This is a genomic window from Deltaproteobacteria bacterium (genome assembly GCA_003194485.1).
In the GTDB taxonomy this organism is placed as follows: Bacteria; Desulfobacterota; Dissulfuribacteria; order Dissulfuribacterales; family UBA3076; genus UBA3076.
This window is the reverse complement of record PQXD01000006.1, coordinates 30,270-52,019: the sequence shown is the minus strand read 5'-3', so window position 1 is coordinate 52,019 and position 21,750 is coordinate 30,270. Positions and strand designations below refer to the sequence as shown.

At 48.9% G+C, this 21,750-nt stretch carries 23 protein-coding genes; 13 read left to right on the top strand and 10 right to left on the bottom strand.

The window, feature by feature from the left end; genetic code table 11:
* Nucleotides 1-26 precede the first annotated feature (26 nt).
* The 3 genes from C4B57_04905 to C4B57_04895 all read left to right on the top strand — a co-directional run bounded on the left by C4B57_04905 (nt 27) and on the right by C4B57_04895 (nt 1,790).
* The gene (locus tag C4B57_04905) at nt 27-626 is read left to right on the top strand and encodes a hypothetical protein (GenBank protein ID PXF54949.1); all 600 of its coding nucleotides are present in this window, start codon (nt 27-29) and stop codon (nt 624-626) included.
* Between the two features lie 563 nt (nt 627-1,189).
* Nucleotides 1,190-1,387: a cold-shock protein gene (locus tag C4B57_04900; protein ID PXF55010.1), complete on the top strand. Its 198-nt coding sequence runs from the start codon at nt 1,190-1,192 to the stop codon at nt 1,385-1,387.
* 136 nt (nt 1,388-1,523) lie between these two features.
* The gene (locus tag C4B57_04895; GenBank protein PXF54948.1) at nt 1,524-1,790 is read left to right on the top strand and encodes an RNA-binding protein; all 267 of its coding nucleotides are present in this window, start codon (nt 1,524-1,526) and stop codon (nt 1,788-1,790) included.
* A gap of 31 nt (nt 1,791-1,821) precedes the next feature.
* Here C4B57_04895 and bioD read toward each other — a convergent pair whose 3' ends face one another.
* The 5 genes from bioD to C4B57_04870 all read right to left on the bottom strand — a co-directional run bounded on the left by bioD (nt 1,822) and on the right by C4B57_04870 (nt 6,307).
* Nucleotides 1,822-2,565 (bottom strand): dethiobiotin synthase, encoded by a 744-nt coding sequence (bioD, locus tag C4B57_04890; GenBank protein PXF54947.1) that lies wholly within the window; start codon nt 2,563-2,565, stop codon nt 1,822-1,824.
* Complete coding sequence (locus tag C4B57_04885; protein ID PXF54946.1) at nt 2,562-3,317, bottom strand: hypothetical protein; 756 nt, start codon at nt 3,315-3,317, stop codon at nt 2,562-2,564. Before C4B57_04885 ends, bioD begins: the two co-directional genes overlap by 4 nt.
* A gap of 25 nt (nt 3,318-3,342) precedes the next feature.
* The gene (locus C4B57_04880; GenBank protein PXF54945.1) at nt 3,343-4,065 is read right to left on the bottom strand and encodes a hypothetical protein; all 723 of its coding nucleotides are present in this window, start codon (nt 4,063-4,065) and stop codon (nt 3,343-3,345) included.
* Nucleotides 4,010-5,179 (bottom strand): 8-amino-7-oxononanoate synthase, encoded by a 1,170-nt coding sequence (bioF, locus tag C4B57_04875; GenBank protein ID PXF54944.1) that lies wholly within the window; start codon nt 5,177-5,179, stop codon nt 4,010-4,012. The genes C4B57_04880 and bioF overlap by 56 nt, the downstream gene beginning before the upstream one ends.
* A 468-nt stretch (nt 5,180-5,647) precedes the next feature.
* On the bottom strand, nt 5,648-6,307 hold the full coding sequence (locus C4B57_04870) for a hypothetical protein (GenBank protein PXF54943.1): 660 nt from the start codon (nt 6,305-6,307) through the stop codon (nt 5,648-5,650).
* Nucleotides 6,308-6,632: 325 nt separating this feature from the next.
* On the opposite strand from C4B57_04870, the gene C4B57_04865 reads away from it, so the two are divergent.
* The 6 genes from C4B57_04865 to C4B57_04840 all read left to right on the top strand — a co-directional run bounded on the left by C4B57_04865 (nt 6,633) and on the right by C4B57_04840 (nt 12,629).
* Nucleotides 6,633-7,454, top strand: coding sequence for a phosphate ABC transporter substrate-binding protein (locus tag C4B57_04865; GenBank protein ID PXF55009.1), 822 nt, complete (start codon nt 6,633-6,635; stop codon nt 7,452-7,454).
* Between the two features lie 328 nt (nt 7,455-7,782).
* Complete coding sequence (gene pstC, locus C4B57_04860; protein ID PXF54942.1) at nt 7,783-8,694, top strand: phosphate ABC transporter permease subunit PstC; 912 nt, start codon at nt 7,783-7,785, stop codon at nt 8,692-8,694.
* Nucleotides 8,695-8,742: 48 nt separating this feature from the next.
* Nucleotides 8,743-9,612, top strand: coding sequence for a phosphate ABC transporter permease PtsA (gene pstA / locus C4B57_04855; GenBank protein PXF54941.1), 870 nt, complete (start codon nt 8,743-8,745; stop codon nt 9,610-9,612).
* A 6-nt stretch (nt 9,613-9,618) separates the two neighbouring features.
* Entirely contained in the window at nt 9,619-10,380 is a 762-nt protein-coding gene (gene pstB / locus C4B57_04850; GenBank protein PXF54940.1) for a phosphate ABC transporter ATP-binding protein, read from the top strand.
* Nucleotides 10,381-10,392: 12 nt separating this feature from the next.
* On the top strand, nt 10,393-11,064 hold the full coding sequence (gene phoU, locus C4B57_04845) for a phosphate transport system regulatory protein PhoU (protein PXF54939.1): 672 nt from the start codon (nt 10,393-10,395) through the stop codon (nt 11,062-11,064).
* A gap of 233 nt (nt 11,065-11,297) precedes the next feature.
* The gene (locus C4B57_04840) at nt 11,298-12,629 is read left to right on the top strand and encodes a hypothetical protein (GenBank protein ID PXF54938.1); all 1,332 of its coding nucleotides are present in this window, start codon (nt 11,298-11,300) and stop codon (nt 12,627-12,629) included.
* Between the two features lie 97 nt (nt 12,630-12,726).
* Here C4B57_04840 and bioB read toward each other — a convergent pair whose 3' ends face one another.
* From bioB to C4B57_04825, 3 genes are read right to left on the bottom strand one after another with little or no spacing between them, the layout of a single operon-like run.
* Nucleotides 12,727-13,641 (bottom strand): biotin synthase BioB, encoded by a 915-nt coding sequence (gene bioB, locus C4B57_04835; GenBank protein ID PXF54937.1) that lies wholly within the window; start codon nt 13,639-13,641, stop codon nt 12,727-12,729.
* 10 nt (nt 13,642-13,651) lie between these two features.
* A complete protein-coding gene (gene bioA / locus C4B57_04830) occupies nt 13,652-15,037 on the bottom strand; it encodes an adenosylmethionine--8-amino-7-oxononanoate transaminase (protein ID PXF54936.1) in 1,386 nt (461 codons plus the stop codon).
* Nucleotides 15,027-16,499 (bottom strand): hypothetical protein, encoded by a 1,473-nt coding sequence (locus C4B57_04825; protein ID PXF54935.1) that lies wholly within the window; start codon nt 16,497-16,499, stop codon nt 15,027-15,029. Before C4B57_04825 ends, bioA begins: the two co-directional genes overlap by 11 nt.
* A 296-nt stretch (nt 16,500-16,795) precedes the next feature.
* Here C4B57_04825 and C4B57_04820 point away from each other — a divergent pair, with 296 nt between their 5' ends.
* The 4 genes from C4B57_04820 to C4B57_04805 are packed head-to-tail and all read left to right on the top strand — an operon-like array spanning nt 16,796 to nt 19,394.
* Entirely contained in the window at nt 16,796-17,053 is a 258-nt protein-coding gene (locus tag C4B57_04820) for a hypothetical protein (protein ID PXF54934.1), read from the top strand.
* A gap of 13 nt (nt 17,054-17,066) precedes the next feature.
* Nucleotides 17,067-17,450, top strand: coding sequence for a two-component system response regulator (locus tag C4B57_04815; protein ID PXF54933.1), 384 nt, complete (start codon nt 17,067-17,069; stop codon nt 17,448-17,450).
* Complete coding sequence (locus tag C4B57_04810; GenBank protein ID PXF54932.1) at nt 17,447-18,919, top strand: hypothetical protein; 1,473 nt, start codon at nt 17,447-17,449, stop codon at nt 18,917-18,919. The genes C4B57_04815 and C4B57_04810 overlap by 4 nt, the downstream gene beginning before the upstream one ends.
* A 37-nt stretch (nt 18,920-18,956) precedes the next feature.
* Nucleotides 18,957-19,394: an IS200/IS605 family transposase gene (locus C4B57_04805; protein PXF54931.1), complete on the top strand. Its 438-nt coding sequence runs from the start codon at nt 18,957-18,959 to the stop codon at nt 19,392-19,394.
* Nucleotides 19,395-19,467: 73 nt separating this feature from the next.
* Here the strand turns inward: C4B57_04805 and C4B57_04800 are convergent, their stop codons facing one another.
* Both C4B57_04800 and C4B57_04795 read right to left on the bottom strand, forming a co-directional pair.
* On the bottom strand, nt 19,468-20,889 hold the full coding sequence (locus C4B57_04800; protein ID PXF54930.1) for an RND transporter: 1,422 nt from the start codon (nt 20,887-20,889) through the stop codon (nt 19,468-19,470).
* 10 nt (nt 20,890-20,899) lie between these two features.
* The gene (locus tag C4B57_04795; protein ID PXF54929.1) at nt 20,900-21,376 is read right to left on the bottom strand and encodes a hypothetical protein; all 477 of its coding nucleotides are present in this window, start codon (nt 21,374-21,376) and stop codon (nt 20,900-20,902) included.
* Between the last annotated feature and the right edge of the window lie 374 nt (nt 21,377-21,750).

The following is a 21,750-nucleotide window of genomic DNA, read 5'->3' as shown; positions in this document are numbered from 1 at the left end:
CTATTGTAATTGACTCATGGGAGGTTGTGGGTATCGAAGGTTTGACCACTGCAGGGTTTTATGGGCCGCTTGGCAGTGGCAGCCATGAAACCCATAAAGATTTCGTGGCCAATCCCATAAATGCGGTCGTCGTTTTGCAGGATCCTTACAAAGAAAACAATCCCGATTCCAAGACCCTGGTTATCCTGACCAACAGCCCTGCAAGTAAACCGTTAAAGGTCTATGACGGGTATGATCCCCGCAGCGAAATTGAAAACTCCCTGTTTCGGGAAGCAAAGCAGGCGTGGTTCATCCAGAGGCCTCCACAAAATACCAAGGCTGCTTTTAGAGCCCATGCGTATCTAACCATCTTGACCATGGCCCTGACCACTGCCTATCAAGGCTGGATGGATCAACAGGATAAATTGGAACAGAACGGCCAAGATACCGGAATTCGTAAATTCCGGGAAAAGGTCAAGGAAGAAAACGGCAACAAGCTTATAATCTTTGACCAGGACCGCTACGCCATCTTTGATGCCTATGAGGTTTTCATTCTCTGCGGTCGTAATGTTCTTATGCCAACCGGAGTTCCTGAAAGGATCACCAAAGAAGATATATTACAAAAGTACAGTGTTCAGCTGGAATGATTTTATTCCTGAACTTTACTGCTCTTTCCTGAAATTCTCCCTCCACCTTTTTTGAGTACTGCTGTTGTCAGAGACAATCTGCCAGCCTCGTTGTTCGAATTTTATACCCCATAAATAATCTGCGCTGTTGCCGTCTCAATCCTGGCTATGGTGGTATTTTTACCCATAGCTTGAGAAAAGACGATCACAGCTTGCCTCTGAAGGCTCAAAAGAGCCTCCTGTGCTGCGTCACAAAATTCGCCTGCGCTTATATGAAATATCCAGAGTTTCTTGTTTTTTGTTGACACCGTAAGAAATGTTTTTTAATATTTATTAAATAGGTTGATAGCTGGAATCATCTACAGCGTCGATCTGTAAGACTATCAAGTGGCAGATCTGTAAATGAAGAGGCTACACTTAGTGCCTCTTTTTTTGTGATTAAGCACTTGAAGAAACATGACACTCTGTATGGATCAGAAATTACCTGCATTGCGGATCCTTTCCGTTTGGGCGTTTCGAACCCATGGCAAGTGCAACACATGGGTCTAAGAGCCCATAGTTTTTCAGGAAAGGAGGTAAAAATCATGGCAAAAGGAACTGTGAAATGGTTCAACGATCAGAAGGGCTTCGGTTTCATCTCTCAAGATGATGGTCCTGACGTCTTCGTCCACTTCAGTGCCATCGAGGGGAACGGATTCAAGTCCCTGGAAGAAGGACAAACAGTGGAATTTGAAGTGGTTGAGGGTCCCAAGGGCCCCCAAGCGTCCAATGTGCATTCTTAGTGCCGACGGTTGTTGAAAACCGGTACCGAAAAGCGGGTTGCTTTCGAGGGCCCGCTTTTTTTTATTTTGCGCTCAGCGATGCACAAACGAATATGAAAGGCTGTAAGGAATTACAGTTGCTTGAAGGAAGGTATTCATGAAACTTTATATTGGGAATTTGCCCTTTAGCGCCACAGAAGCAAAAGTCCGCGAAATGCTTGAGCAGTATGGGGCTCTCCAGTCCTTCGATTGGATTACTGATCGCGATACAGGAAGGCCGCGCGGTTTTTGCTTTGCCGAAATGGATAATGCCGATGCCGATGCCGCCATTAAGGCCCTTAACAGCAAGGACTTTGGTGGACGTAATCTAAAGGTAAACGAAGCAAGGCCACGAAATGACCGCCGCAGGAAGCGCTCCTGGTAAAAGGGTAAGGGTTGACTGGCGAGAAGCGCGATTACTCTTCAAGGCCGTGCCCTGTACCATATTCCAGGTCTTTTAGCACATTGAGGATACGATCAGCCATGGGCGCCATGGATGAGATGGCATCAAGCGGACTTTTCACCCTGGGCAGGACGCCGAAGACCTCTATCTGTCCCATCTCAGCGATTGTCCTCTGGTTGTCCCTCACAATGGAAGAATCTTCGCCTCCCTGGCTGTTAAGTAAGACACCCGTTATTTGAATGTTCCTGTGCCGCAGGGCCTCCAGTGTCAGGAGTGTATGATTCAGTGTGCCAAGACCGCTTCGCGCCACTACAAGAGCCGGCAGATTCAAGTCCGCCACCAGATCTGCCAGAAGCATTGCCCTGTTCAAGGGCACAAGGACCCCGCCGACTCCTTCCACAATAAGGATTTCGCACGATGATTCGAGGCGAAAAAGGGCCCCCCGGATAACTTCGGTCTCAATGGTCACGCCTGCCTTTTCTGCTGCAAGATGCGGAGAGGCGGGGAGCGAGAGGCAATACGGGGCCGCATCAGGGCCAAAACCGGCCGTATCCCGTAACCTATGGATATTCTCAACTGACTTGCTTCCAAGCATCTCATAGATAAAGACACAGTCTTCGGAGAACTTGCTGTTACCGGTGCTGACCCATTTTTGCACCTTGACATCTATTCCCCGATCGACAAGGGCCTTTGCCAGAAGGGCGGTGATAAAGGTCTTGCCCACACCAGTGTCTGTACCGGCTACAAATAGAATCATTGGGGATTGGTTGATCGGGACCCCTCACAGATAAATATCTGATAGGTTGCCCTTATTGCACCAAAATGTTTTTTATAACTTCGCTCTAATTCCAAAAGCCTCGCGCCAGTACGCACTAAAGGCACTTTTGCCGTCCTGGGCGCAACGCCAGTATGCTTCAATCTCCTGAGGAGTGACAGCAGATCCGGATAGGTACGGCAGAGATGGAGTTCCCTTACGTTCCATTTATTAAATGCCCCTGAAAGGAAACCATGCAATGCGGTTCCGTTCGGGAAAGAATCGACCGGCAGACAAAAGCTGTCACCGCATTCATGCCTGAGCGTCCTGTTTAACTCAAAGAGTGTCTCCGGACCAAAGAGTGCAAAAAGCAGGGAACCGGAAGGAGAAAGGATGCGGCAGTATTGTTGTATCGTCCTTTCCAGATTCTCAAACCATTGAAGGGCACTGCTTGAGGTAATAAGATCAAAAGGACCGGAAATGAGAGCAGGGAGGTGCTCGCCATCGGCCCTTTCAAGACGCACCCTGGAATATCGGCCGAGTTTTATTCTCGCCTGGGCAACCATGAGCGGCGAGATGTCAACTGCCAGTATATGTGAGTTTACGAATTTCCGTGCCAGCATCAAGGTATAGGACCCTGTACCGCAGCCGATCTCAAGTATCTTATGATATTTCCTGTTATTGAGCCGGGCCATAAGACAGGCAGCCGTTTCAGGCTGGACATCGGCATAGGTATCATAGGTTGAGGCAGCCATTGAGAAAGACTGTGCCAACCGCGCCTTAATACACACAGAACCTCCTTTCGAATTCTGACGATAGGAAGGGCAAGTGTCCTGCACCTGGTATTACATCAATGGCAACCCCCGGAGGAGGCTCGGGAACTTTATCCAAAGGTGCGATCACATCTTTTTCTCCATGAAAGATACGCATCCGGGTACCTGCATATCCGGACAAATCCGCTGTTTTCCCCTTTAACTTTAAATACATCAATCCCTTCCTGAGTTCGTGCATATCCCACTGTCTGATGCTGGATTCCTCCAGGGAACTGGAAAACCATAGATAATCGGTATATTGTCCCAGGAAACACCGCCGGTAAAATCGCTTCACGGCCGCGCAACGATCCGCCTCCAGGGCCTTAAGTTGTGATAAAATTTCTTCCCGGTCAAAGGCCCCTGGCAAGGAGATGACATAAACGGCCTCGATCATATCTGGATATCCGGCTTGGAAATCAAGGGCAACCCAGGCCCCCAGAGACCAGCCAAGAATACTCACTTTGGCTATATCCCTGCCGAGCAGAAAATCATGGAGCTCTGTTGAAATATCACGATACACAGGCCTCTTGGGCAGGATATAATTATAGGACAGATTAAGCGGAGAAAAAATATCAGAACAAAAGCTCCAGCCCGGTATCAGAACCAAAGATCTTTCATGGCCCCGGCGGATGAGCTCAAAGTCCACGGAACAAGGCCTCCAGAAGCCGGTGCAAATCACCCGCACCGTGATTTGCGGTTACGGATAGACGAATCCTTGCCGTGCCCTCAGGGACAGTCGGGGGCCGAATCGCTTTTACAAAAAAGCCCGCGTCCCGAAGGCTTTCCGCCAGACTGAGCGCACTTTGGCTGTCACCAACCATCACTGGAACGATCTGTGACTCGCTGGGGGTATTAAGACCCAGATCTTCCTTTAAAGCCTGTCTCAGCTCTGATGCCAGCTCGCAGACCCGGCTTCTGCGCTCCGGCTCCTCCTCAAGAAGCTTCACAGCCGCAAGGTTTGCACCTATAACCGCCGGCGGAAGGGCGGTAGAGAAAATAAAGGTCCTGGCCCGATTTAAAAGAAACTGCTTCATCCGGTTCGAGACAGCTACAAAGGCACCATAACCACCCAGGGCCTTTCCGAATGTGCCCAGGATTACATCCACTGCGTCTGCCCCGGTTTGGCTTATGATCCCCTCCCCTTTTGTACCAAATACCCCTGTTGCATGGGCCTCATCTATCATCAGCATGGCCCCATAACGCCCCCTTAGTTCCAGGAGCCCTGATACCGGGGCCTGATCTCCATCCATGCTGTAAACGCTTTCAACCACAATCAGGGCCTTGCGATATCTCGACCTGTGGTTTTTGAGCAGGTCCTCAAGGTGATTCAGATCATTATGCCTGAACCTGTAAAATCGCGCCCTGGATAAAAGGACCCCGTCCACTATGCTTGCATGGTTCAGGCGATCCGAATAGATCACATCGTCCCTTCCGCAGAGGGCCGGGATTATACCTGCATTTGCCAGGTAACCGCTCCCGAAAATGAGGCTCGCTTCTTTTCCTTTCAGAGCGGCAATCGCCGACTCAAGCCTGTGATGGATTTCCAGGTCCCCGCTCATGAGCCTGGAGGCCCGGGCACCTGCTCCCCATTTCTCCATGGCCTTTTTTGCTCCTTCAATAAGGGTGGGGTGGCCAGCCAGGCCCAAATAATCATTGGAGGAAAAATCGACAAGGGTCTTGCCGTTCGCCTTTATCACTCCTCTTTGCAACCCTTCCAGGGGGAAAAGAGATCTAAGAAGCCCGGTCTTATTTTGAACCCGCAACTCGTAGTTGACAAAATCTGTAATACTCTCGAAAGAATCCATATCCAGCCGGGCTAATAAAAGCCGGATTTACCGCTTTAGTGTTTTCCGTATCTTACTTCATCCGCTCCGGGGCATCTCAGTCTACCATGACTCCGGTTTGGAAAAGCAACTTTTTTTGAGCATAATGCTTTTATAAATATAGGTAAATATAGTTTATCAAACCTCATGTCGAGCGAGCATAGCGAGCGGGTGGCTAAAATTATTTTCATGCAAAGTATCTCTACAACGACATTTCACTCAGCACGGCCATCTCTTCGACCTTCTTTTTTCGATGCGACCGATATCCTGTACTGAATCCATCGCACCAATTCCAGCGCTTTATCCACGTCAAAAGTTCTCAAGGGCAGAACCACCTCCAGAAGAATCCTAAGCTGCGAGAGCGTAATGGCTGGAGCTTTCAGCAGAACATAGTATCAGCCTGTGCTCGATAGCGAGGGCTGCCAGATGAGCATCTGGAACCAGAAGTAATTACTTCAGGTGCAGCGTGTGAATTACTATCCTGTGCATTTCTTCTTTGCCTTTCATGGTTTTTAGTACATTTTCTATGTCGAAACGGCCGGGAACCATGCCTATGAATTGTATAAGACACCTTCTCCGGATATCATGGGCCAAGAAGACGGTGCCTTCAGAGCTGAGATATCTTTGGAACAATTTGATGATCGGTCCAATGAATGTCTCATTGTAAATTATCTCTGACCCGCAGATGATATCGTATTTGCCCGTCAAATTCGGGTTATTCCAGTCCAGCCTTTCTACACGCACATTCGGCAAGTTGTTATGTTCAGCATTCATCCTGAGCAATTCGAGAGCATCTTCTTTATAGTCCGTGATAGTGACGTTGTATCCAAAAGCGCCGAGGAAAAGGCCGGTGATGCCCATGCCTGCACCGATTTCCAGAATATTTTTTTGTTTATCAATATTTATTTGAACCAGATGATCAGTCAAAACGATTGAAGCCTCCCAGACCTTTATCCAGAAAGGAAAGCTTTTGACATATTCCTCTCCTTCCCGCTCAAGACGTTCAACAAAGACATCCCAGTTTGCTATGCCATACAGCTCGAGCCTCTTGCCGCCAATGGCGATCGGCATCAGTTCCAGTTCGTATTTGTCGCTGATAGTATTTTCCATTTTCAGATCCCTTTCCTAACGTCTATAGCCTGATCGCTTATAACCTGATCCGCTTATAATACGTTGTCGGCGGCTGTCAATGCCAACCCCTGCCACAAAAAGTGTTCTCCCTCAGCCAGAAAAAGGGATAAACAAGCTACTGAATATGATGAAAATTTAGATCCACTACGTTCCATTCCGCAGGATTGCAAGAGAATATTGGAATGATGGAGTGTTGGATTGTAATTTCATCCAATTCTAATTCATCTCTAACCAAAACCTAACAATTAGGGACAATAATCAAAAATCAAGGCGATTCCATAATATCTTAATGGAGGATAAGGAGATGAAATTGAAAGGTATTGCCATACTTGCACTGGCATTGGTTTTTTCTTTCACATCAAGCATAGTAGTATTGGCAGGAACTCTTGTCATCAAAGGTTCCACCACGGTTTTACCCATTGCACAAAAAGTGGCGGAAGCCTATATGAAGCAAAATCCGGATGTGAAGATCTCTATTTCGGGCGGTGGCTCCGGCAATGGCATGAAGGCCCTTATTGACGGAAGCACTGATATTGCGGACAGCTCCAGGTTCATAAAGCCAAAGGAAGTAAGTCTTGCAGTGGGAAAAGGGGTATATCCAGTACCTTTTGCCGTGGCCTATGACTGTATTGTTCCGGTGGTGCACCCAAGTAATCCTGTGACGAATATTACCATGGATCAGCTTAAGGCAATTTATAAAGGAGAAATCAAAAACTGGAAAGAAGTGGGCGGACCCGACAGGCCGATAGCGGCTATTTCACGCGATACGTCCTCAGGGACTTACGAGGTCTGGCACAAGAAAGTCATGAAAAAGGAAAGGGTTTTCCCAGGGGCCCTGCTCCAGGCATCCAACGGGGCCGTTGCGCAGGCCGTTTCAAAAAACAAAAACGCCATTGGTTACATCAGCCTCGGATATCTGGATAAGGGCATAAAGGCTTTAATGGTAAATCAGATTACGGGATCTGAGGAAACAACCCTGAACGGAACATATCCTGTCAGCAGACCCCTTTATATGTTCACAAAGGGCTGGCCAAAGGGAGATACGCTTAACTTTATCAACTTTGTCTTGAATCCGGAAAAGGGCCAGAAATACGTACGCGACGCAAAGTATGTGCCTTTGTATTAACCTAGGTTGAGCGGTTCAACGTTCACGGTTCCCGGTTAAAGAGCCCTAACCGGCTGTTAACAAAAGGATAAAGCGTCAATAGGGACGAATGTTACATTTCACCCGTTGGGTGAAAGAGGCTAATCTGAGCATTGTGTTATAAAGTTAAGGATATCAGCAGATTATAACCTTTGAACCCTGAACCTGGAACCTGGAACCGATCATTTTAGGATTAAATTGGCCGCATACGGCAGGACTCTTTTTGACAGGATGAACAGGATTTTTATTTATCCTGACAATCCTGTTTATCCTGTCTGAATTAAATTAAGAGGGATCGCTCAAAAAAAGTATGGCAAAAAACAGGCAAACCGGAAAAAGCCGGCAAAGGAAAGAATCGGCGATCCGCTTCTTTTTCTTCTCTGTCGCGCTGACTTCCATAATAACCCTCGCCCTGATCGTTGTCTTCCTATTTATGGAAGGTCTTCCTATCTTCAGCAAGGTCTCTGTTTACGATTTCCTGTTCGGACGGTACTGGTATCCTACTGATGATCCCCCGGATTTTGGCATCTTCCCGCTGATCGTGGCATCCTTGGCTGTTACTGTCATGTCCGCCGTCATTTCCATCCCGCTGGGGGTGATGACCGCCCTCTATCTTGCAGAATCTGCTTCTGCCCGGCTGCGGGAATGGGTCAAACCTATTGTGGAACTTCTGGCAGCCCTTCCCTCTGTTGTCATTGGTTTCTTCGGCATGGTAGTAGTTGCACCTTTCCTTCAGGAAATCTTTGATATCCCCACAGGTTTGAATCTTTTCAATGCGTCGCTCATGCTGGCATTCATGTCCGTCCCGACCATCTGCAGCATCTCTGAAGATGCCATTTATAGTGTACCCATAGAGCTCAAAGAGGCCTCTCTGGCCCTGGGAGCCACCCATTGGGAGACCATCGCCAGGGTAATCCTTCCGGCGTCTCTCTCGGGCATCTCGACTGCCATCATACTGGGCATGTCGAGGGCTATCGGCGAGACCATGGTAGTACTCATGATTGCCGGTGGAGCGGCCCAGTTGCCGTCTTCAATATTTGATCCGGTCCGTCCCATGCCTGCAAGCATTGCAGCAGAAATGGCAGAGGCCCCCTTTCGGAGCGATCACTATTATGCCCTGTTCGCCACTGGCATCGTATTATTTGCTTTCACCCTGCTCTTCAATCTCGTATCCGAATACATCTCCAACAAATACAGGCAGGTTGGAGCTGCAACTTTGTAACCTTGAACCCTGAACGGTGAACCCTGAACCTCTGAACCTTATGAACTCATGAATAAATCAAGCGGTTCCCTGAGGCATCGTAAACTGATCCAGATCGCAATTTTCGGGCTTTTCAGGCTCTCGGCTGCCATCAATGGAATCGCACTGCTTATCGTAGTCTACTTTCTTGTGGCAAGAGGATGGAAGGCCATCAACTGGACATTTCTTACGCAGCCGCCCATGGAATCAATGACTAAAGGCGGAATCCTGCCCTGTATCGTCGGTACCCTCTGCCTGAGTCTGGGTGCCATTCTGGTGGCCCTTCCCATCGGAGTCGCCTCTGCCATCTATCTTAATGAATATGCCCGCCCTGGCCGGCTGCTCCGCGCTATCCGTATAGGGATCAACAACCTTGCCGGTGTGCCTTCAGTGGTCTTTGGTCTCTTCGGTCTTGCCTTCTTTGTAGTATGGTTAAAAATGGGAGTGAGTATCCTTGCCGGTTCCCTGACTCTCGGAGTACTCACCCTGCCTGTAATTATCGGATCTTCCGAGGAGGCCCTGAGGTCCGTTCCGGACACCTATCGGGAGGCGTCCCTGGGCCTTGGGGCCACCAAGTGGCAGACCATCTACCGGGTTGTCCTGCCGGCTGCCCTGCCAGGCATCCTTACCGGCGCCATCCTTGGGATCAGCCGGGCCGCAGGGGAGACCGCGCCCATCATGTTTACAGCAGCCGTGTTCTATACACCTTCTCTGCCGACTTCTGTTTTTGATGAAATCATGGCCCTGCCCTATCATATCTATGTCCTGGCCACGGCCGGAACGGAGATCGAAGCCACCCGCCATCTCCAGTATGGAACTGCCATTGTGCTGATTGTCCTGGTAATGGGCCTGAATCTTATTGCCATTATCTACCGGGCACGCCTCCAGAGACGGATGTAATGCATAATGGAGCACTCTCTAAAAATTAAAATAAAAAACTTGGATTTCTATTATGGTGAGTTTCAGGCCCTTCATGATATCTCCCTGGACCTTTTTGAAAATCAGGTAACCGCCTTCATCGGCCCTTCAGGCTGTGGTAAGAGCACTTTATTGCGTTGCCTGAACCGGATGAATGACCTGATTCCTGCCAGCCGGGTGGAAGGACAGATCCTGCTGGATGATCAGAACATTAACGATCCAAGTGTGGATGTAGTCACCATTCGTCGCAATGTCGGCATGGTATTTCAGAAACCCAATCCTTTCCCAAAAAGCATTTTTGAAAATGTGGCATACGGCCTGAGGGTAAACGGCATAAAAGATAAGGCATACATTACAGACCGAGTAGAAAAGAGTCTTCAGTCAGCGGCCTTGTGGGATGAAGTCAAAGACAGGATTCATGACTCAGCCCTTGGTCTTTCGGGCGGACAGCAACAACGCCTCTGTATTGCCAGGGCCCTGGCAGTGGAGCCTGAAGTGGTACTTATGGATGAGCCGGCATCCGCCCTGGACCCAATCGCTACCCAGAAGATCGAGGAACTGATCCATCAGTTGAAAAAATCATATACAATCATAATTGTTACGCACAATATGCAGCAAGCTGCACGTGTATCTGACGTCACAGCCTTTTTTTATCTGGGAAAACTTATAGAAGTGGATGATACCGAAACGCTTTTTACAAAACCTGAGCTCCAACAGACAGAGGATTACATCACCGGCCGTTTCGGATAGTGAGGGAGTGCCATGCCTATACGCCTACAAAAAGAATTAGAGAAACTGAAAAAGAGGATCCTCTCCCTGGGAGCCATGGTTGAGGAGCGTGTCCGGATGGTTATCCAGGCCCTTGAGTTAAGAGATGCGAATCTTGCAGAAAAGATCATCAGGAGTGACTACGAAATAGATGAATTCGAGATAGAGGTGGAAGAAGACTGCCTGAAGATTCTTGCACTGCATCAGCCGGTTGCCGTGGACCTGCGGTTTCTTATTGCTGTGATCAAGATCAACAACGATCTGGAGAGGGTCGCCGATGAGGCAGTGAACATCGCAGAACGGGTAAAGATCATTGCCAAACGCAAGCGGCTCGATATCCCCTTTGATTATTCCTTAATGGCTGAAAAGACGGCATCCATGCTCAAGAAGAGTCTGGATGCCCTTGTGAACATGGACGATGTCCTGGCGCTGGATGTCCTCAAATTGGATGATGCAATAGATGACATGAAGAATCATGCCTATGACGTGGTAAAACAGGCCATAGGTGAACACCCTGACCGCGTGGCTTATCTGATCAACCTGCTCCTGATGTGCCGTCACCTTGAACGCATAGCAGACCATGCCACCAATATAGCCGAAGAAGTCGTATACATGGTTCAGGGGGAGATCATTCGGCACGGAAAGGGTGCATCAGGAATTTCGTAACAGTTCACCACCCACTCGCTGCGCTCGTGTTCGAGACGCAGAGGACGCAAAGTTTTTTACTATCCTATTATTTTAACCAAAATCTAACCCTATAGTCATCCGGTTTTAACAAACCGGAATCATAATAAGCAAAACCAAAGGATTAGAATTTTTATCAAAAGGAGGTGAGGCTTGTAATCTTTGGAACAAAGCGGAGAGAGGCCCATAATATGTGAAAAGTATAAAGGAAAGGTATGGGAAAAAACATGAAGAAAATTTCACTCATCGTATTTATCGTAACGAGTTTGCTTATAGCATTCGGCATTACCCAGTCTTGGGCTGGGGAAATTGACATTTTGGTCAACAAGCTGGTTGAAAAAGGTATCCTTTCTCATTCAGAGGCCCAACAGCTCTTGAATGAAATGCAAAAAGAGGCGGTTGTATCGGAGGAACAGCATAAGCAGGAGATAGTGAAGGAAATTAAAGATAAGGAACTGGCGGTACCCGAGGCCTTAAAGGGCCTGAAAGTCGGGATGCTTGCGTACGTGGACTATTCAAATGGCATTGAGCCGGAACCTGGTGACAAAGACTCCAGTTTCAACCATTTCAGACTCACCCGGGGTTACCTCACGGTAAAGAAGGAGATCCTCCCATGGATGCGGACACGAATAACCCTTGATATTCACAAGGACGATTACGGGGACTACAAAGAACGTATCAAATATCTCTATGCTGAACTGAGACCGCCTGACATTGGGCCCTTCACCGGCATGAAATCCGAGATCGGCCAAGGGCATATCCCCTGGCTGGACTTTGAAGAGCACGTCAATCCGTATCGCTGCCAGGGTACAATGGCCATAGAGCGGGCAGGGACCTTCAATTCTGCTGATACTGGGATCAGCCTTCGCGGCAATCTTGACGGCAAGCTTGAAGACGCGAAGGAAAGGACGGGAAGCCACCACTATGACGGCCGCTACGGAAGCTGGCACCTTGGGGTCTATAACGGATCAGGTTATCACGCAAGCGAAAAGAATAACAATAAGGTGGTCGATGGACGGCTTACATTGCGTCCCCTGCCTGACGTGATACCAGGTCTCCAGTTAAGCTATTTCGGCCTTTATGGAGAGGGCAATGAGAAGGCCTCAAACGGAGACTACCCGGACTATAAGGTAAACCTTGGCATGCTGAGCTATGAGCACCCGTGGGGAATTTTCACTGCCCAGTATTTTCAGACTGAAGGAAATGCGAAAGGCAGTTGGGTGGATGCAGATGGTGATGCACTGGATACTGAGTGTTACTCCTTTTTCGGGAATCTGAGACTTCCTGTCTTTGACGGGAAGTTCTCCCTGTTTGCCCGTTATGACCATTTTGATCAGGACAAAGACAACAAGATCGGCAATGATGCTGAATACGACATGTATATGGGCGGTCTTGCCTGGGATATTTATAAGGGAAACATGCTCTTGTTGGCGTATGAAACAACTGACTATGGTGACGACGCAGGCAAAAAAGGAAAGGCCCCGGTTTCAGGCAATAGGCTCGGAGACGATCGTAAGGTACAGGTTGTTTGGCAGATCAAATTCTGAGTTTTGCAAGCGGCTCTTTCTATGAGTATAATACAATGCCTCGGAATGACGTGCATTCCGAGGCACTTTTTTGCTACAGCGTCAGAATATGGATCTCTTACCACAGCCTTTTCATCTCTCTGACCAGCCTGAGATCAATATCCAAGTCCCTGCCGGCTACCGTGAGATATCCGCCTATCAGCATTGCATCCGCCCCTGCCCAAAAGGCAAGGCCCTGAAAATCCTTCAACGCTGATTCTCTTCCTCCTGCAATACGTACGGCCTTTCCCGGAAAGATCAATCTGAATACGGCTATGGTCCGCAGTATCTCCTCCACTGACAGGGGAGGCTGTGAAGCCAAGGGAGTCCCCGGAATCGGGACCAGGATATTTATCGGGACAGAGTCCACCTCAAGACCGGCCAGCGTAAGTGCCATTGAAACCCTGTCTTCAGCAGATTCCCCAAGGCCTATGATCCCCCCTGAGCATACCTCAAGCCCTGCCTCCTTTGCGGTACGAATAGTGGAGATACGGTCCTCGAAGCTATGGGTGGAGATTACTTTCGGGAAGAATGATTCTGAAGTCTCAATATTGTGGTGATAACGGCTGAGACTGGCCAATTTCAGGGTTGTAAGCGCCTCAAAGTCCAAGATGCCAAGTGATGCGCATACACTTATCCCGACATTGTTACTTATTTGCTCTATTACCACTGCCAGCTCATCCACTTCGGACCTGGCAAGACCACGGCCGCTCGTCACCAGGCTGAATCTTGAAGCGCCTGCATCCTTGGCCCTTTCAGCCCTTTCCAGAATTTCATTGGCCGGCTTGAGAGGGTAAACAGGACTCCCTGTCCTGTATCTGGAGGACTGGGCACAAAATGCGCAGTCTTCAGGGCACCTTCCGGACTTCACATTCATTATGGTGCACAGAGAAAAGCTCCTGCCCCTCTCCCTCAGCTTTGCGGCACGGGCACGGGCCATCAGCTCGGACAACGGCAGCTTCAGTAAGTCCTTGATCTTGTCAATGCCGTACATTCCTTTCAGGCTATGAATTCAATCCAGAAATAACATCAAAACTCAGGCTGAGAATATCTTCTATCTGAACTGCATTAACAGAAAGTGGAAGAAAAAGATAAACTATGTCACCTAATGGTCGAAGAATAAGTCCTTTTTTTAATCCCTCTTTATAAATCATCCACCCTACCCTTTTCTCAGATGAAAACGGGGTCCTGGTCCTACGGTCCATGACCAGTTCGACAGCGGCCACCATGCCGATTCCCCTGACGTCTCCCACCCAGGGAAGCTCTTTAAACCTCTCCATGCCGGATTGGAGGATATCAATCTTATCCTGCAACCCATCCAGCACTTTCTCTTGCTCAAATATCTCCAGGGAAGCCAGGGCTGCCGCTGATGCCAAGGGATTGCCAGTAAAGGTATGGCCATGAAAGAATGTCCTGCCCTCTTCATAGTCGGCGTAAAAGGCATGGTATACGTCGTCAGTGGTTATGGTGGCCGCCATAGGGATAAATCCGGCAGTCAGCCCCTTTGAAAGACATAAAAAATCAGGGGCTATTCCGGCATGTTCAAAGGCAAACATGCGTCCGGTCCGCCCAAAGCCAGTGGCAACTTCATCCAGGATCAGGTGGATCCGGTGGTGAGAGGCAAGCCCTGCCAGCCTTTTCAGATATTGCACAGGATATGCTATCATCCCGCCTGCTGCCTGAAGCAAGGGCTCAAGTATGATTCCTGCTATTTCATGCCCCTTGTCAGCAAGCAACTTCTCAAGCGGATCCAGGCATTCAATGGAGCAATTGAGTGATTTGGTGATCGAGTGATCTTGTGATCGAGCAGAATGCCTGAATTTATAAGGGCATCGATAGCAATATGGAGATGGTATCCGGTAAGAATCAAAGGTGAGGGCATCAAACGGGCCCTCGAATGAGGGGACTCCGCCCAGGCTCATGGCACCGATGGTATCTCCGTGATATCCCCTTTCGAGTGAAACGAAGCTCTCCCTCCGGGTCTCACCCATATGCTTCCAGTATTGAAGGGACATCTTTATTGCCACCTCACAGGCAGTGGAGCCGTTATCTGAATAAAAAACTTTGCTTAGTCCATCCGGGGTCAAGGCAACAAGTTTTTCTGCCAGACGGATGGCTCCCTCATGGGTAGTACCTGCAAAGTGCACGTGTTCCAGTCTGTCCAGTTGATCCCTGATGGCTGCCTTGATCCTGGGATGGTTGTGACCATGGAGAATGCACCACCATGAGGATATGGTGTCATAGTAGCGTCGCCCCTGGGCATCAAATAAAAATACCCCATCAGCTCGATCCACAAACAGGGGATCATCCTTCTCAAAGTCCTTCATCTGTGTATAAGGGTGCCAGAGGTATCTGCGGTCTAGCTCCAGCAAGTCAACTTCAGGGATCATATTGATTCACCTTTATAAAGGGGCCAGACTCCAGGGGACGATCCAGGGTCTCTTGAAGGAAGGCGGATAGATCAAGCCTGTTTCCATTGCGCCACCAGCGATGGAGGATACTGCCGGTCTCAGTATCCAGGATCCAATCCTCGCCTGCGGCTTCGTTCAGGTATTCCCAAAGACATGCGGCTCCCATAAAGGCCTGGAAATAGTCCAGGGAATAAAAGTCAGGCATAAGATCAAAAAGATAGGTCTCCGGATCATAGTGAAAGCAGGTTTCTCTTCCCATTATTTCCGAGTAAAAGGACTGACCTTTTTCCAGCCGGCCAAGACGGAAGTTCTCCACTTCGATAACCAGTTTAGCGCCATAACGGCGGGTTAACGTGAGCCATTTCAGGGTATGGGCACGAGAGACGGTCCGGGCATTTTCAGATGATAGTCCAAGGATTTCCTGCAGGAACTCCATGGACATGCACATTCTCTGAAAAAGGAAGGCAAAGGCCTCGGATAATGCACCTGACTGGTAAAAATCTTTCTCTTCAGGGGGTAATGACGGGTCCGTGTAGATGAAGCTAAGCGCGTGACCCAGTTCGTGGAAGAGTGATTCCATATCCAGCCACCCATGAAGGGGCCCCACAATGACGTGTACCTCTCCTGGTATATCCACAGGGATACAGTAAGACTGCCGCCCGGGCATGCCTTCTGAATGGATATGGAGAGCGGGATTCCCGGCAAGATCCATTCCCCATTTGCGGAAAAAGCCCGTAATTTTCTCTATCGTGAGCCCCTGGGGAAAGAGATGGTCCAGATAACGAAGCCCTAAGAGGTAAATCGCATCAAAGCGGGAAGCGTCCCCCAGAGATATCTTTGTGACCTTTTTCAGCCAGGGTTCAATGAGACCCCTGTATGTGTCTCTGGTTTCACCGAGGAAGTCCCGGGCATGAGAACTGGAATTTGTCAACGAGACACCCCTTTTTTCTTCGCAAAAGGCCAGATATTCAGGATATCCAAGGTCGTGCTCCAGCACATTTAAAAGGACCTTCCACGAGGCATAACTGAAAGGGGCCAGAAAGGCGCAAAGAGAGCGGACTTCTTTGGACATCGCGCTCCTGGCCTGGTTATCGCCGGTGTCCTGGCACCATGTGATTACTTCGGCAAACGGGATATCCCGGGCATTCACCCTGGCCTTGGCTCCTTGCATCCAGGTATTCAGCACGGCCTGAAACGGCTCCACCTTTGAGCGGATAAAATGATCAACCGCCTGAAAGTAAACACGGCCGGCAGATCCCGCTGTGCCAAAGATGCGTTTTACTTCCTTAACGTCTGCCAAATTAATGAGACTGCAGGTATCATTCCGGACATGTTCTGATCCAAGATGAAGAGAAAGGTCACGCCTCCTCATTTCCCTGGTCATTACCAAAAGTTTCTCTGTCCATTCGCGCCGGACATGGTTTTGAGGTTCTGAGACCATTTTCCCTGATTCAAGATTTCACTGAAAATATAAAACAGCATAAAACTATACGAGTGTTTGGGCAAACGAAAATGGACGCCTTTTGCTCAAGATTAAAGTATATCAGGTTTATATTCGATTTATAATATATAAAAAATACACGTTTGCTATAAGACAGCGTGGCATATTTCAGGTGAATACATTTACGGCATGATGGCGATGCTTTATTGATGCAGCCCTCAAGTGTCAAGATTTTGTTATTGATACCGCTCTCAAAATGCCTGCAAAAAACTTTAGTATAAACCAAGACGACCAAGGTGATTTACCACCTTGAAGGAGAACTCTCTATCCATGAACTGGATGAGTTCAAAGCCTTCCTGGAAGAATCTGTCAAAGACGCACGGGAAGTCCCTATTTCACTTGCCAAGGTCAGATTTATTGACACTGCTGCTCTTCAGTTGCTGATCGCCTTTAAGCGACGCTTGGAACCTGAGGTCAAGCTCAGGATTGCCGCTGTCTCTGCCGAGATAGAGGATATCTTAATACTTTGTGGCCTGAAATCTGCGCTTGTGTGACAGGTATATCAATATGGAAAAGCACATTCTGTTTGTAGACGATTCACCTACAATGAGATCGTCGGTTTCCTTTTGCCTGCGAAATGCAGGATATAGAGTGACAGAGGCGTCAGATGGCAAAGATGCCCTCCAAAAACTGCGATCCATAGAAGATAAAGGCCAGTCTCTGGCCCTGATTATTACCGACATTAACATGCCGGAGATGGATGGGATTACTTTCATATCCAAGGTAAAGGAGACAAGGCTGAAATTCCTTCCCATATTAGTCCTGACCACCGAGGCCGGGGAGTCCATGATAGAAAAAGGCAGGGCTGCAGGCGCTTCAGGGTGGCTGCTGAAGCCTTTTCAGCCAGAGCAGCTCCTGTGGGCTGTCAAGAAAGTCGTGTGGACAAAATGAGCGAACAAGAAGAGATCTTAGAGATCTTTTTCTCCGAATCGGACGACCTGCTCAAATCGGCAGAAGAAAGCCTTCTGGCGCTGGAATCCACACCGGAATCCATGCCGGATATAGAACAGCTTTTCAGGTCAGTTCATACCTTAAAGAGTAGTGCGGCAATGGTCGGATTCATGAATATTTCAGACTATGCCCACCTTCTTGAGAGCCTCCTGGAACGTCTTAGATCTCGTAAGTTGGGCATCACCAAGAACCTTATTACCATTCTTCTGAGCTCAATCGACTTTATCCGGTCCATGATCGAAAGGGTTTCTAAAGGAGAGGCCGAAGAAGCGGCCCCTGGGGTTCTCGAGGAGCGAAAAGACCAGGTGAAACGCTATCTGGGGATTGATGCGGTGGACTCTGATGTGGAGGAATCCGTGCCACCGCTCAAGAAAGCCCCCATGGAATCCCCGGAAGAATTCAGCTTTTACAGAATCGACCTTGCGTTTCGAAAGGACCTTTTTTACTACGGCCAGGACCCGCTTTTATTATTGTTGGACCTGTCGGAGCTGGGCGAGCTTATCGAGGTAGTGCCCGATCTCTCCGGACTCCCCGATTTTGAGAACTTTTATATGTATGATCTTTATATATCCTGGCGTGTGATCATCAAGACAGACCGGCCTTACGAGGATATTGAAGATGTCTTCATGTTCGTCAAAAACGACAACGACATTCGTATTGAAGATGTCACCAAAGATTACAGAGAGGGTATTGATATAGGACTTGCCGAAAAAAAACTTGGTGAAGTGCTCCTGGAAGCCGGAAAGATCACACCAGATGTATTGAGCGATGCGTTGAAAAAACAGAAGAGGCTGGGTGAGGTCCTGGTGGATGATGGAATAATTGGGCCTGAAGAGCTTCGGAAAGCCTTGGCCCTGCAGGAGGAGAGTCGCAGGGTCTATCGTAAAACAACTATCAGGGTTGATGTGGAAAAGCTCGACAGGCTGGTAAACCTGGCTGAAGAAATGAGGATCGGGGTCTCTAAGGTGCACAAGTTATTTGAAAAATATGCAGGTCCAGGAAAAATGGAACTGCTGGAGGAGACGGAAAATCTCCTTAAGGTGAACCGGGAATTTGAAGAACGGGTTGCCAGGGTCAGAATGTTTCCTCTGGAAGGGACCTTCCACAGATTCCAGCGCATGGTAAGGGATCTTGCCTTTGAGCAAGACAAAGAGATCAAGGTGATCCTGACCGGACTTGATACGGAACTGGACAAAGAGGTTATTGAACATATTTCAGACCCCCTGAAACACCTTGTGCGAAACTGCGTTGATCATGGCATAGAAACTGCAGAAGAAAGGCGGGTAAAGGGCAAAACACCCTCTGGGATCATCGAATTAAAGGCCTATCAGAAAGGAGGAAGTATCTTTATTTTTCCATGCGCCAGGTCTAAAACCTTCGCCTTTCAGGCGAAAGGCTTCAGCAGTTAAGGGATCGTGGTAAACTTGCTCATGGGAGGTTATCGCCATAAGCAAAGAATATCGCAAGGGGCCTCACACGATCTATGATATCCAGTATCATTTCGTATGGGTTACGAAATATCGTTATCATGTTTTGAAAGGAGAAGTGGCTTTTAGAACCAGGGAGATAATCCGTCAGACTTGTGAGGCCCGCAATATTACAATTCTTAATGGTCATGTTAGCAGGGATCATGTTCATCTGCATGTTTCATGTCCTCCAGAACTTGCTCCGAGCAAGATAGTTCAATATGTGAAAGGACGAAGTTCTCGACTGATTCAGCAAGAATTTCCGCATTTGCGTAAGAGATATTGGGGAAGGCATCTTTGGGCTCGCGGCTATTTTTGTGCAACAGTTGGGAATGTTACAGAAAAAATGATAGCCGCTTATATTGCAAGCCAAGAAAAGGCGAGCCCTAAAGAGGCCTTCACTATTGCTAATGACTAAAGATTGAACCATGTTAGACTTTCAGTCGTATAAGAAATCTACCTGCTTTCAGCAGGTAGTGGTTTAATAAAAGCTATTTCTTTTTATCATCAGGCACCAGGGACGTCCATCCACCTCCAAGTGCCTTGTAAAGGGTTATCAGATTGGAGGTGGCTTCGCCCTCGCTAATCGCTAACTGATCCTGGAGTGACAACAGTGACCGCTGTGCATCCAGCACGGCTTGAAAATCGATCAGCCCTGATACATACTTATTTTGTGCAAGGTCAACGGCACGCTGCGCGGCCTGCGACGCTTTCAACAGCGATCGGCGTCGAACTTGCTCATCAGCATAAGAGACGAGCGCATTTTCAACCTCCTCCAGTGCCGTGAGGACCGCGGTCTCATACTGTATCAGTGCCTGTTCCTGCACTGCGGTTTGCACCTTAATATTTTGCCGTATGCGGCCCGCGTCGAAGATCGGCCAGCCGATATTTGAACCGATCGCGGACGTCCGGGCACGGGACAAAAACAAATTTCCCAGTGACAGGGCCTCTAATCCGATTGATCCGGTCAGAGAGAGCTTGGGATAAAGATCGGCAGTGGCAACGCCGACCTGCGCCGTCTGTGCGGCCAGTTGGCGCTCGGCACGCCTGACATCAGGCCGGCGCCGCAAGACATCGGCCGGTAACCCGATAGCTACTTCAAGGGGAGTGACCGGAATGGATTTAGGTTCAGACAGTATATCCTTCAGGAAACCGGGGTGCTCGCCCAGCAGCACTGCGAGGCGGTTTCCGGCCTGTTCAAGCCCGGTCTGCAGCGTGGGTATCTGCGACCGTGTCTGCTCCAGATTGTATCCGGCCTGTTCCACGTCAAGCTGTGTCGTCAGGCCGGCCCTGAAACGCCATTGGGTGATATTGTAGGTCTCGGTCTGCGTATCGAGATTTGCCTCTGCGATCGACAGCCGGGTCTGAAACGAACGTACTTCAACGTAATTCAGGGCGACTTCGGCAAGAAGGCTGACAAGTACGTCTCGCAGATCTTCTTCGCTTGCCTGCAGCTCCGCCTCGGCCGCCTCGATGGCACGGCGTTTGCCGCCGAACAAATCCAGCTCCCAACTGGCATCGAAGCCCGCAGTATAGAGTTCGCGTGTCTCGCCGCCGCCGGTTTCTTCGCTGCTACGGTTCCGGTTTGCAGAAATGCCGGTGTCTATAGCAGGAAAGAGATCAGCCTGGCTGATACCACGGCGGGCGCGCGCCTCGCGAACCCGCGCCCGCGCTTTTTTAAGATCGAGGTTGTCTGCAACCGCTCGTTCAATCAGGCTCGACAGGATCGGATCGTTGAGTGCCGTCCACCAATCTGCCAGTGCTTGAATATCCACATACTTGACAGTCTGACCGCCTTCCAGCTCAGCGGTCCAGTGTGCGGGTGCCGAGATCTCGGGAGGGACGTAATCCGGACCGACGGTTGCACAGCCTGCGAGCAGCAACAGCAGGAGCCCTGAGGCCAGCCGCTTCATCTATCAACACTTACCAATCAAGGTACGGCCCTGGATTATGGCGACCTCTCCGGTCCATGCCGTGATGGCGTCCCCAGTCGCCGCCCATGGCCAGGAATTTGGACAACTGCTCCGGTGTTAAAACGCTGCGGAGCGCCAGGCGAAAATCAGTTGCTTTTTCCAGAGTCTGCCATTTCAAGTCATAGATTTCCCTCTGTTTGGTCTTGATCCTTGCAGCATCAGGTTCGGTCTGCATCCACAGCAGCCTCATCTCTGCCTTTTTTTCAAAGGTCCGGGTCCGAAGGGGTGCAATATCTTTCTGGAAAGACTCACGCAGAGTGCGAATCTTTTCTGTTTGTTCCGCCGTGAGGTTCAGTTTGGACAAAATGGTACCATCCGTTACCCATCCAGGGTTTCCCCACTCACCGCCGCCGGAAGGGCCGGCTACGACAAATGTTGCCGAAGCAAAAACAATTACCAATACCGCCAAAAGACTGCATTTTTTCATTGAATTGTATCTCCTTATTCTGTTCCTTTTTTATATTGTATTTCGTACTATCATAGTGAGCAAGCTCAACGCTGTGAAAGGAGAGGCCCTGATCGCTCTCATTGAATTGTACCTCCGTATTTCTTTTTATTTTGTGTTTCCGTCTTGTTATTTATCAAGCTTCATGCCAAGTTCTGATTGACCATATTAACATTTTGAAATTAAAGTAGATTTATAACAGGAACCGGTTCGGGGAACCCAACGTATTTAGGCAAAGATTGTCGAAAATGAAAGAGCATATTCGACAGATTCGTCGAAATGTGGTCTAATAGAAATTCAACCGATAAAATAATTGGTTCAGGGTTCAACGTTCAACGTTCAGGGTTCAGGGTTCA

What these genes read in the sequence shown, in the direction of transcription:
- C4B57_04900 (PXF55010.1), top strand. Translation starts at nt 1,190, where the DNA reads ATGGCAAAAGGAACTGTGAAATGGTTCAACGATCAGAAGGGCTTCGGT.
- C4B57_04895 (PXF54948.1), top strand. Translation starts at nt 1,524, where the DNA reads ATGAAACTTTATATTGGGAATTTGCCCTTTAGCGCCACAGAAGCAAAA.
- bioD (PXF54947.1), bottom strand. Translation starts at nt 2,565, where the DNA reads ATGATTCTATTTGTAGCCGGTACAGACACTGGTGTGGGCAAGACCTTT.
- C4B57_04885 (PXF54946.1), bottom strand. Translation starts at nt 3,317, where the DNA reads ATGGCTGCCTCAACCTATGATACCTATGCCGATGTCCAGCCTGAAACG.
- bioF (PXF54944.1), bottom strand. Translation starts at nt 5,179, where the DNA reads ATGGATTCTTTCGAGAGTATTACAGATTTTGTCAACTACGAGTTGCGG.
- C4B57_04870 (PXF54943.1), bottom strand. Translation starts at nt 6,307, where the DNA reads ATGGAAAATACTATCAGCGACAAATACGAACTGGAACTGATGCCGATC.
- C4B57_04865 (PXF55009.1), top strand. Translation starts at nt 6,633, where the DNA reads ATGAAATTGAAAGGTATTGCCATACTTGCACTGGCATTGGTTTTTTCT.
- pstC (PXF54942.1), top strand. Translation starts at nt 7,783, where the DNA reads ATGGCAAAAAACAGGCAAACCGGAAAAAGCCGGCAAAGGAAAGAATCG.
- pstA (PXF54941.1), top strand. Translation starts at nt 8,743, where the DNA reads ATGAATAAATCAAGCGGTTCCCTGAGGCATCGTAAACTGATCCAGATC.
- pstB (PXF54940.1), top strand. Translation starts at nt 9,619, where the DNA reads ATGGAGCACTCTCTAAAAATTAAAATAAAAAACTTGGATTTCTATTAT.
- phoU (PXF54939.1), top strand. Translation starts at nt 10,393, where the DNA reads ATGCCTATACGCCTACAAAAAGAATTAGAGAAACTGAAAAAGAGGATC.
- C4B57_04840 (PXF54938.1), top strand. Translation starts at nt 11,298, where the DNA reads ATGGGAAAAAACATGAAGAAAATTTCACTCATCGTATTTATCGTAACG.
- bioB (PXF54937.1), bottom strand. Translation starts at nt 13,641, where the DNA reads ATGTACGGCATTGACAAGATCAAGGACTTACTGAAGCTGCCGTTGTCC.
- bioA (PXF54936.1), bottom strand. Translation starts at nt 15,037, where the DNA reads ATGATCCCTGAAGTTGACTTGCTGGAGCTAGACCGCAGATACCTCTGG.
- C4B57_04825 (PXF54935.1), bottom strand. Translation starts at nt 16,499, where the DNA reads ATGGTCTCAGAACCTCAAAACCATGTCCGGCGCGAATGGACAGAGAAA.
- C4B57_04815 (PXF54933.1), top strand. Translation starts at nt 17,067, where the DNA reads ATGGAAAAGCACATTCTGTTTGTAGACGATTCACCTACAATGAGATCG.
- C4B57_04810 (PXF54932.1), top strand. Translation starts at nt 17,447, where the DNA reads ATGAGCGAACAAGAAGAGATCTTAGAGATCTTTTTCTCCGAATCGGAC.
- C4B57_04800 (PXF54930.1), bottom strand. Translation starts at nt 20,889, where the DNA reads ATGAAGCGGCTGGCCTCAGGGCTCCTGCTGTTGCTGCTCGCAGGCTGT.
- C4B57_04795 (PXF54929.1), bottom strand. Translation starts at nt 21,376, where the DNA reads ATGAAAAAATGCAGTCTTTTGGCGGTATTGGTAATTGTTTTTGCTTCG.